Origin of the sequence: Achromobacter aegrifaciens, from assembly GCF_902859735.1 — a bacterium.
Classification (GTDB): Bacteria; Pseudomonadota; Gammaproteobacteria; order Burkholderiales; family Burkholderiaceae_B; genus Achromobacter; species Achromobacter aegrifaciens.
The window spans coordinates 226,393-242,580 of sequence record NZ_CADIJY010000004.1 but is presented as its reverse complement, the minus strand read 5'-3'; the positions used below and the strand labels follow the sequence as shown (position 1 = coordinate 242,580).

Annotated in this window: 14 protein-coding genes; 7 read left to right on the top strand and 7 right to left on the bottom strand. The window is 65.8% G+C overall.

Annotated elements, in window-relative coordinates:
• Positions 1–20: 20 nt before the first annotated feature.
• From HV766_RS14160 to HV766_RS14145, 4 genes are all read right to left on the bottom strand, one after another.
• A complete protein-coding gene (locus tag HV766_RS14160) occupies positions 21–770 on the bottom strand; it encodes a DUF899 domain-containing protein (protein WP_217472161.1) in 750 nt (249 codons plus the stop codon).
• Between the two features lie 172 nt (positions 771–942).
• Positions 943–1,911, bottom strand: a complete 969-nt coding sequence (locus HV766_RS14155) for a hypothetical protein (RefSeq protein ID WP_175181374.1) — start codon at positions 1,909–1,911, stop codon at positions 943–945.
• A 57-nt stretch (positions 1,912–1,968) separates the two neighbouring features.
• The gene (locus HV766_RS14150) at positions 1,969–2,751 is read right to left on the bottom strand and encodes a bestrophin-like domain (RefSeq protein WP_054456266.1); all 783 of its coding nucleotides are present in this window, start codon (positions 2,749–2,751) and stop codon (positions 1,969–1,971) included.
• 15 nt (positions 2,752–2,766) lie between these two features.
• On the bottom strand, positions 2,767–4,341 hold the full coding sequence (locus HV766_RS14145; protein WP_175181373.1) for a GGDEF domain-containing protein: 1,575 nt from the start codon (positions 4,339–4,341) through the stop codon (positions 2,767–2,769).
• A 363-nt stretch (positions 4,342–4,704) separates the two neighbouring features.
• Between HV766_RS14145 and HV766_RS14140 the strand changes: the two genes are divergently transcribed.
• The 4 genes from HV766_RS14140 to HV766_RS14125 all read left to right on the top strand — a co-directional run bounded on the left by HV766_RS14140 (position 4,705) and on the right by HV766_RS14125 (position 8,918).
• Positions 4,705–6,732, top strand: coding sequence for an alkyl/aryl-sulfatase (locus tag HV766_RS14140; RefSeq protein WP_254593319.1), 2,028 nt, complete (start codon positions 4,705–4,707; stop codon positions 6,730–6,732).
• A gap of 94 nt (positions 6,733–6,826) precedes the next feature.
• On the top strand, positions 6,827–7,306 hold the full coding sequence (locus HV766_RS14135; protein ID WP_054456268.1) for a VOC family protein: 480 nt from the start codon (positions 6,827–6,829) through the stop codon (positions 7,304–7,306).
• Positions 7,307–7,444: 138 nt separating this feature from the next.
• Positions 7,445–8,110, top strand: coding sequence for a hypothetical protein (locus HV766_RS14130; RefSeq protein WP_125472362.1), 666 nt, complete (start codon positions 7,445–7,447; stop codon positions 8,108–8,110).
• Position 8,111: 1 nt separating this feature from the next.
• Positions 8,112–8,918: a hypothetical protein gene (locus HV766_RS14125; RefSeq protein WP_054456270.1), complete on the top strand. Its 807-nt coding sequence runs from the start codon at positions 8,112–8,114 to the stop codon at positions 8,916–8,918.
• Between the two features lie 21 nt (positions 8,919–8,939).
• Here the strand turns inward: HV766_RS14125 and HV766_RS14120 are convergent, their stop codons facing one another.
• Positions 8,940–9,875 carry a DNA/RNA non-specific endonuclease gene (locus HV766_RS14120; RefSeq protein WP_082401132.1) on the bottom strand — a complete coding sequence of 312 codons (936 nt, stop codon included), beginning with the start codon at positions 9,873–9,875 and terminating at the stop codon, positions 8,940–8,942.
• Between the two features lie 243 nt (positions 9,876–10,118).
• Between HV766_RS14120 and HV766_RS14115 the strand changes: the two genes are divergently transcribed.
• Entirely contained in the window at positions 10,119–11,294 is a 1,176-nt protein-coding gene (locus tag HV766_RS14115) for a GGDEF domain-containing protein (RefSeq protein WP_054456489.1), read from the top strand.
• A gap of 16 nt (positions 11,295–11,310) precedes the next feature.
• Here HV766_RS14115 and HV766_RS14110 read toward each other — a convergent pair whose 3' ends face one another.
• Complete coding sequence (locus HV766_RS14110) at positions 11,311–11,715, bottom strand: hypothetical protein (protein WP_175181372.1); 405 nt, start codon at positions 11,713–11,715, stop codon at positions 11,311–11,313.
• A gap of 170 nt (positions 11,716–11,885) precedes the next feature.
• Here HV766_RS14110 and HV766_RS14105 point away from each other — a divergent pair, with 170 nt between their 5' ends.
• Positions 11,886–12,428 (top strand): hypothetical protein, encoded by a 543-nt coding sequence (locus HV766_RS14105; RefSeq protein ID WP_175181371.1) that lies wholly within the window; start codon positions 11,886–11,888, stop codon positions 12,426–12,428.
• A 110-nt stretch (positions 12,429–12,538) separates the two neighbouring features.
• On the top strand, positions 12,539–14,452 hold the full coding sequence (locus HV766_RS14100) for a B12-binding domain-containing radical SAM protein (RefSeq protein WP_175181370.1): 1,914 nt from the start codon (positions 12,539–12,541) through the stop codon (positions 14,450–14,452).
• Positions 14,453–14,476: 24 nt separating this feature from the next.
• Here HV766_RS14100 and HV766_RS14095 read toward each other — a convergent pair whose 3' ends face one another.
• The gene (locus tag HV766_RS14095) at positions 14,477–16,177 is read right to left on the bottom strand and encodes an NAD(P)H dependent flavin oxidoreductase family protein (protein ID WP_175181369.1); all 1,701 of its coding nucleotides are present in this window, start codon (positions 16,175–16,177) and stop codon (positions 14,477–14,479) included.
• Positions 16,178–16,188: the final 11 nt, after the last annotated feature.

Sequence of the window (16,188 nt, the reverse complement as noted above, 5' to 3'; positions counted from 1 at the left end):
CCGGCCAGCCGCCCGCCCGCTCACCGTTTGGCGGCTGCGCTCTGCGCCCGGAATGCGGCCTCGCCCGCATCGGAAATCTCGACCCATTTTCTGTCCGGCGGCGCGTCCGGCACGTAGCTGTCGTGCCAGTTCCACCACTTGTAGGTCGGGGTCTGCGGATAGCCTTCAGGAGAATCCTCCCAGACTTCCTGGCGGCCCAGCGGCGTGATGTCCAGGTAGTTCCAGGTGCCGCCCATCTGCTCGTCGCCGCGGTTGTTGAGGAAATAGGTGCGGAAGATGCGGTCTCCGTCGCGGTAGAACACATTGGTGCCATGCCACTCGTCCACGCCGAAGTCGGTATCGAAGCCATCGGTCAGCGTGTACCAGGGCATCTTCCAATCCATCTGCGCTTTCAGCCGCGCAATGTCCGCCTGCGGCGCCCGGGACAGGAAGACCAGCGTGGTGTCGCGGGCGTTCAGGTGCGCCAGATGCGCGACCTGGTCGGCCACCATGGAGCAGCCGCGGCAGGCGTGCTCCGGCCAGCCATACACGCCCGGCTCGAAGAAGGCGCGGTAGACGATCAGTTGGCGGCGGCCGTCGAACAGGTCGGGCAGGGCGAGCATGCCCGACGGGCCTTCGAACGCATAGGCCTTGGTCACTGGCGTCCAGGGCATGCGCCGGCGTTCGGCGGCCAGCGCATCGCGGGCGCGGGTGTGGGCTTTTTCCTTGACCAGCAGTTGCTGGCGGGCGGTTTCCCAGTCCTGGGGCGAGACGACCGGGGGCGTGCGCATGGGCGCGCCATTGCTTGATGCAGTCATGATTTCCTACCTCCTTATCGCGGGCCGAGGCCCTGGCGCAAGGGTCTGCGCGCAGACTGGCTGCTCGGCGGCCTGGAAACAGTCTGGCATCGCCGGGCGGAGAGGGGGGAGTAACAAATCCGGCGCAATTCCGCCGGCGGCCGGTTCAGAAGCTCACTGCCAGCCCGACGGAGAAGCCCGACACATTGGTGCCGAACACATAGCGGCCCACCAGCCGGGTGCGGGTGATGATCACGTCATAGGCGCTGGAATCCAGCTCCAGGCCGGCGCCCACGGAGGTCAGCCGGTCGAATCCCAAGATGCCGCGCTGGTCGCCCAGGAACTCAGAGTGCGTCAGCTCCAGCACGTAGCGCAGCGGCCGTTGCAGCATGACGAATCCCGTTGGCGCACGGTAGCGCGCCCACAGATTGGCCGATTGCGCCGTGGCGTGGCCCTCGACGGCGGCAGAACTGTTGAAGCTCTGCAGGCGCATGTCGGAATAGCGCAGCTCCACGTCGACCTCGTAACCGGGGCGGTAATGCTCATAGTCCAGCATCAGCGAGCCGCCCAGGCCATAGGCGTTGAGCGAACCCTTGTCCAGGAAGCTGATGTCCTTGCCGGTCTGGCGGCCCACATACCAGCTGGCGGCGCGCAGGTCGCTGGTGACGTTGCCCAGCGCAAAATTGAAGATGGGCCGCAGCTTCAGTTCGTCGGTCAGCTTGAAGTCCCAGCCTATGCCGCCGGTGGCCGAAAAGCTGTTCCACTTGGTGGGGATGCTGCGGGATTCGGCGCCCTGCGTGGCGACGAAGGTCGGATCGTAGCGGCTGGCGGCCAGCACGCCTTCCAGGTAGATGGGGACCGATTTGGAGATGGTGTCGCCGCCGCCCAGCTGCGTCATGGCGAATTCGCTGGATCCCGAGACCGATCCGCTGCCTCCGCCTATGTTCAGGGAACTGGTCGTGATGTCGGGCACGATGGAGAACGACATGATGGCGAGCACCCCGTTGGCGCGCTTTTGCAGGTCGTCCTGGCTTAGCCGCAGGCCCTGGGCCATGGCAGGAGCAAAGCTTGCGCTGCCAAGCAGCGCGAGCAACCAGCCTGAACGCCGTATCACCATCATCACGGGCGGGGGCATGTCATCTCCGGAATGAATGCGTGTCCAACAGCAGCCGGCCTTGCGGCGTCAGCGAATCTACTTGGCCGCGGCAGGCGGGTCAACCATGGCCTGCCGCTGGGCGGCCAGCAGCGCATCGCTCTGGTCGATCCGAATCGTGCCTATGCGCGGAAACTCGAAGTCCACGATGATGTATATCGCAGCGGTCATGACCACGGCATAGACCAGTTGATGCAGCAGGCTGTCGCGTTGGGACAAGGCCAGTTTCGATCCGATGAGGCAGGCGCAGACCAGGGCCAGAAAGACCAGAAAGGCATAGGTCGCAACGGGCGGGTGAACCTTCTGCGCCACGGTCTGCGCGGTGGACACGTCGAACATGTCGTTGACTGCGCCCACATACGACGCGGCAAAGGGCGGCACGGCATGGCGCGCCGCGCTCATGGAGGTGGTCCAGATTTCTTTCTGCAGGGCCCCCACGCGGGCCGCAATCGCTTCGCGTTGATCCAGCGCGGCGACGTGGCTGTAATACTCGATACGGCTGTCGACATAGCGGCGGAACTGCTCGCGCAGCTTGGGCTGGTCGGCGGCATCGAGCATGTCGATGCGCAGCCACGCCGTCCCGATGGCATTGACCTCCTGGACCAGCAGGTCGCGGCGCTCGGCCATGCGCTGGGCCGCGCCCGAAAACGTGAAGGCCACCAGCAGGCCCAGCAGCGCGAACACGGACGCCTCGATGGCGGCGGTCCCCGCGCCGCTTTTGTCGTCCGCGCCATGTCCGAGCCGTCTTCCGATTCTCATGGCAAGCAGCAGCAGCGCGAAGAACAGGACAGCCAAACCCGCCAGCAAGAGGGAATAGTTCATTTGGTCACCGTGTGTTCAATTGCGCTTGTTCGGAGGGGACTGTTCGGTGGCGGCGCGGTCGCGCCATAGCGTCACGCGGTTGCGGCCTAGCTGCTTGGATTCGTAGAGCGCTTCGTCCGCCCGCCGTATGACGTCGGCGGCGGATTCCCCGTCCTGCGGCCAGAGCGCGACGCCGATCGACACGGTTACACGGCCCACGCTGTCCGGCATAAGGCGTCGGGCTACGGCGGTGCGCAGGCGCTCGGCGATCTCGCACGCCTTTTCGGCCGAGCCGGTAGGCAACAGGGCGATGAACTCTTCTCCGCCCACCCTGAAGGCGCGATCCTGGTCGCGCAGGCCGGCGCGGATTACCTCGGCCAGTGCGATCAGCACTTTGTCGCCCGTCATGTGGCCGAAGCTGTCATTGATGCGCTTGAAGTGGTCCAGATCCATGGCGATGACGGCCACGGATGCGCCATCGGCCGCGTAGGCGTCCAGCACGTCGGTCATGGCGCGGCGGTTCAATAGTCCGGTCATGGGATCCGTCAGCGCCTGGGTATTCAGGCGACCCACCTCGTCCTGATGCTGGTTGAGCGTCAGCTCCACCGCGTCGCGCAAGGTGTCGGCCTCGGCATACCATGCGTTGAGCCGCCCGAGGTCCACGCCAGGCGATTTGCCCGCGCTCATGGCGCGCGTCAGACGCGACAGCGGCGAGGCGATGGCATAGGCCAGGCCGCATACCAGCAACAGCGTGAGCAGGATGGCCGGGATGGCCGAGCGCAGGGCATCCCCGAGCAATTCGCGCAGCGGCGACAGCACCTGATCCAGCGAACGTTGAGCCACCACGGCCCAATTGCCCTTGGCCAAAGGCGCGTAGCCGATCAATACGGCGCCGCCGTCCGCCTTCGGATAAAGGGCGGCGCCGCCGTGCCGTGCAGGCTCCAGGCTGGCCAGATCGAACGTCCCGGCAGGGGCATGCCTGCGGTACAGCACGTCGCCGTTGCTGCCGACCAGGAACACCGACATGCCGGCGATTTCGTCGCGGTCGCCGATGATGCGGTCCATGCCGCTGCCGGCGTCCAGCGTGATGGCGATGGCCAGGTAGGCCAGGGGCGCGCCGGCCGCGTCTTCCACGGGTTCGGCCACGGTAAGCACCGCGGCTTGCGCCCCGGGTATTGTCGTCACCCAGGACGCTGGGCCCTGGGCGCTTATGCCCAGGTCGGCAAGACGCAGGACCTTGGCATCCGCGAGCTGTCCCATGGGGGAACGGGCGACGATACGGCCCTCGGCGTCGGCCAGCATGACCGCGTGCAGCGAATCGATCTGGCCGGCCAGGCGCTGCAACTCATCCTGCAGCGCTTGGGGCTTGCCCAGGGAGCCCGGAAGCCGGTCGGCGGCGCTCCGGGCTTGGCGGTGCAACGCGGCGACATAGACGTCGATGACCTCGGCCAGTTTTTCGGCGCGCGCGTGGTTGGCGGCCAGCGCGTTCTTGATGATCTGCGCCTTCTGTACCTGGTAGCTCGAGTACATGGCGTTGGAAAAGCCGACGGCAACGCTCAGCACGGCCAGGGCGACCAGTACCGCAAGCAGGCCGATTTTGCGCTTGCGCATGCCTGCGTGGCTAGACCGGGGGCTCATCGAAGCTCCATGCAATATGCCATGCCTGGGGTGGGTATCGACCGCGTTCAGTCTGACAAAGATAAATGGAGGCGCCGCCGTTCGCAATGCGAAACGTGATTAATTGCAATTCACGATTGATTTAGAAGGAAAAATGTGTAGGCTTTGTTCGATACAGCCAACACCCCGTCGCATGCGATCGCTCTTCCGGGCTGATTCCTTTCTCCTCCGGCGCGTCGGCCTCACGCTTCGTCCCCTGCAAGTTTGATCTTGTCCTCTGCATTCGCCTGACTCAGTTGCTTGCCGGACCGCCATATTCAGGGCGGTTTGTCCTCTACCCGTCTGGAGAAAGTGATCATGAAGCTGCTTCGCCGCGCGACCGATTTCCATGCACAGCAACGCCTGCCGTCCAGGCGCCGTCGTTGCTCGGCGCCAGCCGCGTTGACGGCCCTGGCGTTCGCGCTTGCAGCGCCGGCATGGGCGGCTAATGGACCCAAGCCCGCCGAGGCCTCCACCAAGGAGGCCAACGCGGCCCTTCTGAAGGAATTGCCGTTCTCGGACAAGACCGCCTTCGAATTGGCCCATAAAGGCTTCATCGCGCCGCTGCCCGCCGGCATGATCAAGGGCGCCGAGGGCAACCTGGTCTGGGATTCGGACAAGTACGGCTTCATCAAGGAAGGCTCGGATGCGCCCGACACCGTCAATCCCAGTCTGTGGCGCCAGGCGCAACTGATCAATATTTCGGGCCTGTTCCAGGTGATGGACGGGATCTACCAGGTCCGCAATCAGGACCTGTCGAACATGACCATCGTCGAAGGCAAGGAAGGCCTGACGATCATGGATCCGCTGATCTCCACCGAAACGGCCAAGGCCGCGCTGGACCTCTACTATCAGCACCGCCCCAAGAAGCCTGTCGTGGCCGTCATCTACACCCATAGCCACGTGGACCACTACGGCGGCGTGCGCGGCGTGGTCGACGAGGCCGACGTGAAGGCGGGCAAGGTCAAGATCTATGCCCCGCTGGGATTCCTGGAACACGCCGTGGCCGAAAACGTGATGGCCGGCACGGCCATGAGCCGCCGCGCCAGCTATATGTACGGCAACCTGCTGCCGCCCAGCGCGACGGGCCAGGTGGGCGCGGGCCTGGGCACGACGACCTCGGCGGGCACGGTCACGCTGATTCCGCCCACCGACATCATCGAGAAGACCGGCGAAAAGCGCACCATCGACGGCCTGACCTATGAATTCCTGTACGCGCCCGGCAGCGAAGCGCCTGCCGAGATGCTGTACTACATCAGGGAAAAGAAGGCGCTCAACACGGCCGAGGACTCCACCCACACGCTGCACAACACCTATTCCTTGCGCGGCGCCAAGATCCGCGATCCGCTGGCCTGGTCGAAGTACCTGAACGAGGCCCTGAACCTGTGGGGCGACGATGTCGAAGTGATGTACGCCATGCACCACTGGCCGGTCTGGAACAACAAGGACGTGCGCGAACAGCTGAGCCTGCAGCGCGACATGTACCGCTACATCAACGACGAGACCTTGCGCCTGGCCAACATGGGCTACAACAAGGAAGAGATCGCCGAACAGGTCAAGCTGCCCAAGTCCATTGCCAGCAAGTTCTCCAACCGCGGCTATTACGGCTCCGTCAACCACAACGTCCGCGCGACCTACGTGCTCTACCTGGGCTGGTTCAACGGCAACCCCGCCACCTTGCACACCCTGCCCATCGAAGAGGGCGCCAAGCGCTACGTCGACATGATGGGCGGCGTGGACGCCGTGGTGAAAAAGGCGCGCGAATACTATGCCAAGGGCGACTATCGCTGGGTGGCCGAGGTGGTCAACTACGCGGTGTTCGCCGATCCGAAGAACCAGGAGGCGCGCAACCTACAGGCCGATGCGCTGGAGCAGTTGGGCTACCAGGCCGAAAGCGGCCCGTGGCGCAACTTCTACCTGACCGGCGCGAAGGAACTGCGTGAAGGCGTGCAGAAGCTGCCGGTGCCGGACACCGCCAGCCCGGACACCGTGCGCGCTATGACGCTGGACATGCTGTTCGACTACTTCGCGGTGCGGCTGAACCGCGAGAAGACCGAGGGCAAGCACGTCGTGCTGAACGTGGATTTCACCGACACGAAGCAGAAGTACATGCTGGAAATGGCCAACAGCGTGCTGAACCATTCCGAAGGCAAGGCGGCCAAGGATCCCAGCGCCAGCGTGTCGCTTACCCGCGAGACGCTCAACAACATCATGCTGAAGCAGACCACGCTGAAGGACGCCATGGCCAAGGGCGACGTCAAGGTCAGCGGCGATCAGGCCAAGCTGGCCGAAGTGTTTGGGGCGCTGGATGATTTCCCGTTCTGGTTCAACATCGTGACGCCGTAAGGCGGGATGCGAGAGGCCGATCCAGGCCTCTCGCCACATGCGCCGAAGTCTCGCTCGCCGTCGTGCTTGCAAGGCTATCGGCAGGAGTATGAATATGACCAGCAAAAATACCGTCTGCCTCTGGTACGACCAGGATGCCCTGGAAGCCGCGCAGTTCTACGCCCGGACTTTTCCGGACAGCGCTGTGCGAAAGATTCTGCGCGCGCCGGGGGACTATCCTTCGGGCAAGCAGGGCGATGTGCTGACCGTCGAGTTCACGGTCGCGGGCATACCCTGCGTGGGCCTGAACGGCGGCCCGGCCTTCAAGCACAGCGAGGCCTTTTCCTTCCAGATTTCGACCGAAGACCAGGCCGAGACCGACCGCCTCTGGGACGCCATCATCGGCAACGGCGGCCAGGCCAGCGAATGCGGCTGGTGCCGGGACAAGTGGGGCCTGTCGTGGCAGATCACGCCGCGCGTGCTGATCGAAGCGATCTCGGACCCCGATCCCGCCACAGCCAAGCGCGCGTTCGACGCGATGATGACGATGGGCAAGATCGATATCGCGGCGATCGAGGCTGCGCGGCGGGGGTAGGGGAGGATTCCTCCTTTTGGCTGATTCCCGCGGCAATGGCGCGATCTATCATGGATACACCGCACGCGGGCCGGCCATCTGCACGGCCAGTCCCTGGAGGCGGCGGCGTTTGCGCGATCATCCTCGGGGAGCTTTCCTATGGCCACGCTTGCGGTCCGCCTTATGGCGGCCATCGTGTCGGCCGGCATCGGCCACGCGGCGTTCGCGGGACCGGGGCAGGCCATTGAGGCCACCGGGAAGTCGCGTTCCTCGACTTCCTCGCGCGGCAATGCCGACGCCGCCATCGATGCGGCGCAACGCGCCCTGAGCGATTACCTGCGAGACTCCAGCCAGCAGGATGATGCGCTGCTGAACCAGGAGACGCAGGACCGGCTGCGGCAGCAATATGAAGATGCGCAGAACGCGGCGGCCAGGGCCCGGGCGAAACAGCAGGAAGCCGACTACCTGCGCAACCGCGACCGGATCAAGGAGCGCTACAGCACCGATCCCGCCCTGAACCCCTGGGGCAACAACGCCGCCAGCCGCGACAAGCCGCGCAATGCCCCCGCCGGCGCGCCGGATCCATCCCCTTCATCCAAGACCGCCGCCAAGGATCCTGGGCTCGATTACGCCGGCCAGGCCTGCGAGTATTTCACCCGCCCCTCGGATGCCGCGCATCTGAACTACTACAGCGAAGGTTCGACCGTCGTCTATGGCGGGCGGGTCTATCAATGCAAGGACGGACGTTGGGCGTACCGCTATCCCGATACGGTGCTGAGCGCGCGCGACCGCAGCCGGCTGTCGGCCACCCAACTGGAGAAGTGATATGGCATTGTTTGCTTCGGTGGCGGCGGCGGTGCTGGCCTCTTCGACCCTCGGCGCCCCGCTGGGCTTGGGTGACGGGAGAAGCGAAGCCTTGTTCAAGGCATATTCGGCTGCCCTGGACTTGGGGTTCCAGGCGATGGGACCCAGCATGAAGCGCGCGCTGGCGACGTATTGCCAGGACGGGCTGACCGTCGAGGGCTACTGCGTCTGGGTGGTGCAAGGGGTAATCATAGGCAGCCATCTCAGTGGCAATTACGAGGACGTGCTGCGCTATGGAGACCGCTACGCCGCCGCAAGGCTGGCGGATCTGCGGTCCAGGCGTGAGCCACTGGGCGCCTGCCTGCCCGCGTACGTGAGCACGGTGAAGCCGGGCACGACCAGCACCTTGATCTCCTGGAGTTCCCCCGTGCCTTCCTTGGTCTACCTGGCCCAAGCTCGCCTCAAACGGCCTGCGACGGGCTCGTACTATCAGGCGTTCTATTGCGCGCGCCGCGCTCCGAACGAGCTGCTGGACGCTTATGATCCCCAGCATTCCAGCGTGCCGGCGAGCGAAGCCGAAGCAAACGTAGCCCGCAAGTTCGAATCAGAAATCCTGCGGCCGATGCGCGCGGCGAGCGAGCAGCTGCAAGCCGAACTCACGCGCTCCATCCACTCCGACAGCACGGCGCTCAGCCGCAATTTCCTACAGACCGCGGTGCTGTACGGAAACGCCTACACCGCGTGCAGCCGAGCCCGCTTTCCGGCCAATCTTTGCGGCTATCTGAGCGCGGACCGCATCGAAGTCGAGTTCTACGAGTCCAAACTATGAGCGGGCTCGTCAGTCCGCGCATCAGCTGCCTGCCGGCAGCACCCGGATGCCCGTGCGCTTGACGAATTCCTCGTAACTGATCGGCGGCCCGGCCTTGGTGCTGGCGGCGTTGGCCTGCCAATGCACCCACGAGCGCCCGGTGGTCGCGTCATACACGACCTTGTAGATGTACGTGGGCACGGCCACGCCCGCGCCTATGGTCTTGGGCTTGTCGGCATAGACGGGACCGGTGAAGACGTAGACGTCGCCGGCGGCGCGCATCACGTACTTGCGCGTGTCCTGCTCGATGCTGCTCCAGGCGCCGCCGTTGTGTATCTGATCCTGCGGCACCATGTTGGCCAGCGAGAAGCTCTGCGCCATGGCTTCGGGCGTGGACATGTCGCCCGCCGGCGCCATGTGGCCGCGCGAATAACCGGAGCCGCGGTAGTCGTCCAGCTCGGCCCGTTCGGCTCGCGGCAGCCGCGCTTCGGCGTAGAACTTGTCGGTGCGGCGCTGCCCCTGGGCCTGGGTCAGCATCTGGCGATTCAGGCGTTCCGCCACGAATACCGGCGTCTTGGTCTGCCCGTCGTGCAGGATGGCGAAGGCCGAGAAGCACACCTCCCGCAGCTTCTGGCCGCCCGGGACTTCCGGCGGGCGCGAATGCGGAAAGAACTGCCGGCATTCGGCAAACATTGTTTGAACAGGCGCCCCTGTCCGCGCTGCGGTCGGCACCGCCGCGGGCGCCGCGGTCTGGCGCTGCTGCGGCCATCCCAGGCGCGTGATGACTTCCTGCACCGGCGCCGGGATCCGCCACTGCGGATTCAGCATATAGGTCGCCGCGCCGAAACTCGCCAGCGACGAGAACAGCAGGGCCTTCAGGAATCGGGGGAAGCGGCCGCTGGATCGGGAACCGGCCCGGGCCTTGGATCTGCTTGGGGGACTTCTCTTCTTGGAAGCGGGTGTCTTCGCGCGCGTCATTACTACCTGTGAGCTACTGCCCGATTGCAGTTGGCAACCGGCACCGCCACGGATTGTAGATGAGTGGCAAATTTGCCACTTGCACGGGATTCTTTCGTTTGAAGAGACGGCTGCGCGGTCCGGTGTTGCATGACGCGCAACCAAGTTGTGACAGGGGTTACGCTATGTTTCCATGACGCATTTCCCACGTAGAATCCTTGCTGGCTGCGGCGATTGCTGCGGCGCGATATCCACGCGTTGAAGATGTACGTCGATCTCCTCACCCTTTACTTCATCATCATCGGAACGCTGCTAGCCAGTGCAGGCCTGACGTTCTGGGAGCATCGGACCCACCCCAGCCGCAGCGGATCATTGCGCATCCTGGCGGCGGGCTTCGCCACGCTGGCCGTGGGCTGCACTGTCGCGCTGTTTCGCGCGAGGCTTCCCAGCCCGTTGGGCTCGGCCGTCGCCAATCTCATCGTCCTCAGCGGCTATCTCCTCATCATGAACGGCGCGGCCTCGTTGAGCGGCAGGCGCCATCGGGGCGCTTCCATCGGCTTGCTGGTCGTCATGGCGCTGATCTGGCTGGCGGCCGGCGCACAGTGGGAGGATCTCGTCTGGAAGTACATCAGCGCATTCCCGATCGCGTTGGTCAGCGGCGTGACCGCTTGGGAACTGCTGCGGTGCCAGTCGCTCAGGTCGTTGACGCCGCTGCGCATTGCAACGGCGGCGGTAACCCTCCACGCACTGGTCTACGCCGCGCGCGCCTTCATCCTGCCCTGGTGGGTGGCGGAGCACGGGCCGGCCATACACCTGACCGCCAGCACCCTTACCATGTACGAAGGCGTGCTGTATTCCATCGTGCTGCCGATGACGCTGCTCAAGCTGATCCGCGAAGAGACCCACGGGCAGCTGTTGCGCGAGTCGCAGACGGACTATCTGACCCGCCTGGGCAACCGCCGCTGGTTCTTCGAACAGGGCGCGCGCATCATCGAGGGCGGGGCAGGGCGCGGGCCGGTTGCGGTGCTGGCCTTCGATCTGGACCAGTTCAAGGCCATCAACGACAGGTACGGCCATCAGACGGGCGATCAGGTGTTGAAATTTTTCGCCGACAGCGCGCGTTGCGTGTTGGGCGACGACGTGTTGCTTGCGCGCATCGGTGGCGAAGAGTTCGCCGCCCTTTTGGCCGGTCCCGACGCGCGCCGCGCAACGGTGCTGGGCGCGGCCGTGGCGCAACGCTTTTCCGTAACGGTGTCCGGCCGGGACGACAGTCTGGGCATACCGGCCACGGTCAGCGTCGGGTTGGCGCAATTCGAGGACAAGGTTCCACCCTTGGCCGACGCGCTGGCCGCGGCCGACCGGGCGCTGTATCAGGCCAAGGCGCTGGGCGGGAACCGGGTGGAGCTGGCGGGTGCCGCCGCAAGCGCGGTGAACTGCTGACCGCGACCGGCCCGGATCAGGTCCGGCGTCGCGACCGCGGGCTGGGCGCCACCCCCATCCGCGAATCACGCGCCAGCGCAAGCTGCGCCAACCGCGCCGCGATTGTCTCGAAGTCCTCGTCGGTCTGGGGCAGGTACAGCCATTTCCCCAGCACGGGGTGCGGGCGCAGGGCGGGGAACTCCGCCAACAGCGCCTCGTGGCGCTCCTGCGAGGTGCAGACGAGCAGGCCGCTCCAGGGATCCTCGCGATCGGCGGCGACCAGGTACAGCAGGCCGTCCAGGTAGGCTGCATCGCAGCCGAACATCTTGCGGCGCAGGTAGCCGGCATCGCGCTCCAGCGGTTCCAGGATCCAGAGCAGCGAATTGAGGCGGACGTTCCGTTGCTTGGGGGGCGGGGCGAATGGGTCTGATCGGTTGCGCATGGGGTGACTTCTGGCGGGACGGGTTGCGGCGGGAACCCAAGAATAATGGTAATAATGGTGCCGGATTAACGTTTCGACTGCGAGGGGATAGCGTGCATTGCTCTAGATGCGGAGCCGCCCACAAGGGCAAGAACAGCGTATGCGACGAATGCGCAAGAGTGCTGGGCAACATGCCCAGCAAGAACATATTCGCATCGGACACCGGCAGTTTTGCGGCGAACGAGACACCGCCGGCGGTGACGAATCCGCAGCCCGCCGCCAGTCCGCCAGCCGCCGCGGCCTCTCGCGGCAGCTGGGCTGAAGCATTCCAGCGCTACCACATTGTCCCCCTGCGACTGCGCGGCAAGCCCGTCAAGACGGTCTGGCTGTTGGCTGCCGGCGCGGCGGGCTTGGCGATCACCGCCCTGGGCGTCTACGCCTGGGGGATGTCGGCGTGGTGGTTCATCCTGATATTCCTGAGTTTCATCAGCCTGGATACCGGCAATGACCTGAAACGCAAGCGTTATTCGCGGTTTTTCATGATGTGCAACCTGGAGGCCAATCGCGCCGGCGAGGTTTTCTATACGGAGATTGGCGGCCAGTGCCCGGTATGCGATGGCGAATTGAAGCTCAGGGAAATCGGTCCGAAGCGAGATAAGAAGACAATGGCGGTGTGCTGCGTGAATGGCAACCACCGCTGGCGATTCGACCCCCGCGTGCTCGGCGATCTTTGACGCCTGCGTCCGGCCCAACCCGCCGGTTGTTGCCGGGCGGCGGGTCTGGTTCTGCCGCGCTGCCTATAATGGCCCCGATCCCCGCTTCGACGGCAATCTTGCCGTGCTTCATGTCCTCTCCGCCTTTACGCGTGCTGTCGGTCATCCCGCCGATGACGCAGCTCAATACTCCGTATCCGTCCACCGCCTACCTGACCGGCTTTCTGCGGTCGCGCGAGGTGACCTCGTTCCAGGAAGATCTGGCGCTGGCCCTGGTGCTGCGCCTGCTTTCGGCCGACGGCCTGCGCGCCGTGGCGGAACGCGTTGCTGCCTTGCCGGCGAACAAGCACAGTCCCGCGGTCCAGTCCTTCGTGGCGCAGCAGGCGCGCTACCTGGCGACCATCGGGCCTGTGATCGCCTTCCTGCAGGGCCGCGATTCGACGTTGGCGCACCGCATCGTCGGCCGCCATTTCCTGCCCGAGGGGCCGCGCTTCAGTTCGCTGGACGTGTACCTGGACGAAGACGGCGGCGATCCGCTGGGCTGGGCCTTCGGCGCCCTGGGCCTGCATGACCGCGCCAAGCACCTGGCGACGCTGTACCTGAACGACCTGGCCGATGTGCTGCGGGACGCGGTGGATCCGCGTTTCGAGTTCGTGCGCTACGCCGAATCGCTGGCGGGCAGCCAGCCCACCTTCGATCCGCTGGCCCAGGCGCTGGCGGCGCCGCCCACGCTGGTGGACGACATGCTGCGCAGCCTGACTTCGGAAGCGCTGGCCCGCCACACGCCCACCGTGGTGCTCCTGTCCGTGCCGTTCCCCGGCGCGGTCTATGCCGCATTCCGCATCGCCCAGACCATCAAGGCGCACGATCCCGGCATCGTCACCGTGCTGGGCGGCGGCTTCGTCAATACCGAACTGCGCGAACTGAAAGACCCGCGGGTCTTCGATTATTTCGACTATGTGACCCTGGACGCGGGCGAGCGCCCCTTGCTGTCGCTCCTGGAGCACCTGCAGGGCAAGCGCTCGCGCCAGCGCCTGGTGCGCACCTTCCTGCGCGACGCGGACACGGGCGCGGTGCGCTACGTCAACATGGTCGAACCCGACATCGCCTTTGCCGAAGTGGGCACGCCCACCTGGGATGGGCTGCCGCTGGACCGCTACCTGTCGCTGCTGGACATGCTGAATCCCATGAACCGGCTGTGGAGCGACGGGCGCTGGAACAAGCTGACCGTGGCGCATGGCTGTTATTGGAAGAAATGCAGCTTCTGCGACGTCAGCCTGGACTACATCGGCCGCTACGAAGGCGCGTCCGCCGCGGTGCTGGCCGACCGCATCGAGGCCATCGTGCGCGAAACCGGGCAGACCGGTTTCCACTTTGTCGACGAGGCCGCGCCGCCCAAGTCGCTCAAGGCGCTTGCGACCGAACTGATCGCGCGCGATACCGGTATTTCGTGGTGGGGCAACATCCGTTTCGAAAAGACCTTCAGCCCCGAGCTTTGCGAACTGCTGGCCGACAGCGGCTGCATTGCGGTGTCGGGCGGCCTTGAGGTCGCCTCGGACCGCCTGCTGAACCTGATGAAGAAGGGCGTCTCGGTCGACCAGGTGGCACGGGTCACGCGCGCCTTCACGGACGCCGGCATCCTGGTGCATGCCTACCTGATGTACGGCTTTCCCACGCAGACCGTGCAGGACACCGTGGACGCGCTGGAGTACGTGCGGCAACTGTTCGACAACGGCTGCATCCAGAGCGGCTTTTTCCACCGGTTCGCCTGTACGGTGCATTCACCAGTGGGACAGAACCCCGAGGAATACGGCGTTACCCTCAAGCCCCTGCCGCCGATCACCTTCGCCAAGAACGACGTCGGCTTCCATGACCCTACCGGCGTGGATCACGATGCGCTCGGCCGTGCGCTGAAGAAGGCCATCTACAACTACATGCACGGCATCGGGCTGGACCAGGACGTGCGCAGTTGGTTCCCGTTCCATGTGCCGAAGACCACCGTGTCGAAGCACCGGATCAGCCGGGCCTTGAGCCAGCGGGGCTAGGGCGCGGGCTGCGCGCCCGCCGCGCTACCGCAGCAACACGTCCTCGTAGAACGCGCCCATCGGCCGCTCTGCATCCCGCACCTGGATCTCCAGTACCCAGATGCCGTCGGCGGGTACGAAGTCCGCCTGCGCCAGCAGATGTTTGCCGTACAGCGCATGCGGAAAATCCGATACCCGGTGCCCGGGAATCTCGCGCACCAGTTCGCAGCCCAGCTCGCGCGCATATTCCGAGGCGCGGTCGTACAGGGCGGCGCCCGTCAGGCCTTCCAGCCACGCCAGGCGGGCGCGCCGGAAGACCTCGCGCGCGGCTTCGGCGCAGCGCAGGCGGTCTGCATCGGCGCCCAGCACGAAGGTGTCGCCATAGTCGCCCTCGTGACCGTCCCACACCGGGCCGATGTCCAGCACGAAGATGTCATGTTCCTGCAGCTTGCGGTCATAGTCGGTGCGCTGGATGGGCGGGGATTGCGTATCTGGGCCGAAGCGCACATAGGTCGGGTGCCAGTTGTTGGACGCGCCCATCCGGCGCAAGTGCTCGTCCGCCACGGCGATGGCCTCGCGCGTGGTCATGCCGGGGCGCATCAGCGCGGCGATTTCCGCCACCGCCTGCATGGAGCGCTGGCGCGCGTCGAGGATGCCTGCGAGCGTGTAGCGCGGACTGAGGCGCTCCCAGGGATGCGCCTCGCGCTGCGGCGCGGCGCCGGCCGTGCCTCCCGCCGCGGGGTGGAAGGCCTCGGACCGGTAGCGGTCGGCGGGCAGGCCGGCCGCCAGCAGCCGGTCGCGGGCCGCCAGCACCATTGCCGGATTGCCGCAGGCGTAGACCAGGCTGCGTGACCAGTCGTGGTCCGCGGCGATGGCTGCGTCCTGCACGTGGCGGGGCTGGTCATCTGCGCGATCGGCCTGGGACAGCACCGCATGCCACTGGAACCCGTCGCCCTTGCCCTGCAAGGCATCCAGCATCTGCCCGGCGTAGCAATCGTCCGGCGTGCGTCCGCCCCAGTACAAGGTCACCGTCTTCAGCGCGCGGCTTTGCAGCGCTGCCATAAGGATGGGAGCCACGCCCGCATAGCCCGTGCCGGTGGCCAGCAGCACCAGGTGGTCGATGCCGGCAGGCATCGCCGCAGGCCAGGTGCAACTGCCTTGCGCGCCGTCCAGGGTCAGCATGTCGCCGGGCTGGAGGCCGGGCAGGATGCCATCGGTGAAGGCGCCGCCGGGCATGCGGCGGATGTGGAACTCCAGTCGGGCAGGCCCCGCCGCGCCGGGCGCATTCGCAATCGAGAAGTTGCGGCGGGCGCCGCCGTCCAGGATCAGTCGGGCATGTTGGCCGGGCAGGTAGCCGTAGTCGTCCTCGCCCTGCATTTCGACGATGAGCTGGGTGACGTCGGGGGCCAGCGGCAGGCGCGACGCGACGCGGGCGCGGCGCGGCGGACTGGGTTCTTCGGGGGCGCGCCAATGCGGGAAGCGCAGCGTCAGGTCGCTGGCGGCGCGGCACTGGCACATCAGCAGTTCGTCGCTGGCCGTCTGGTAGCCGCCGTCCGCGGGCGGCGCTATGCGTTCATAGCTGCCATCCATGACCACGGCGCGGCATGAGCCGCAGGCCCCGCGCTGACAGGAGAAGGGTACGGGTATGCCCTGGGCCAGTGCCGCCTCCAGGATCGAGGTCGTGCCGTCCGTGAAGAAGGGGCCGGTCTCCAGGGTGATGGTGTGGCAGGGCGCAGTGGCGGTCATGGCGGGTTCCA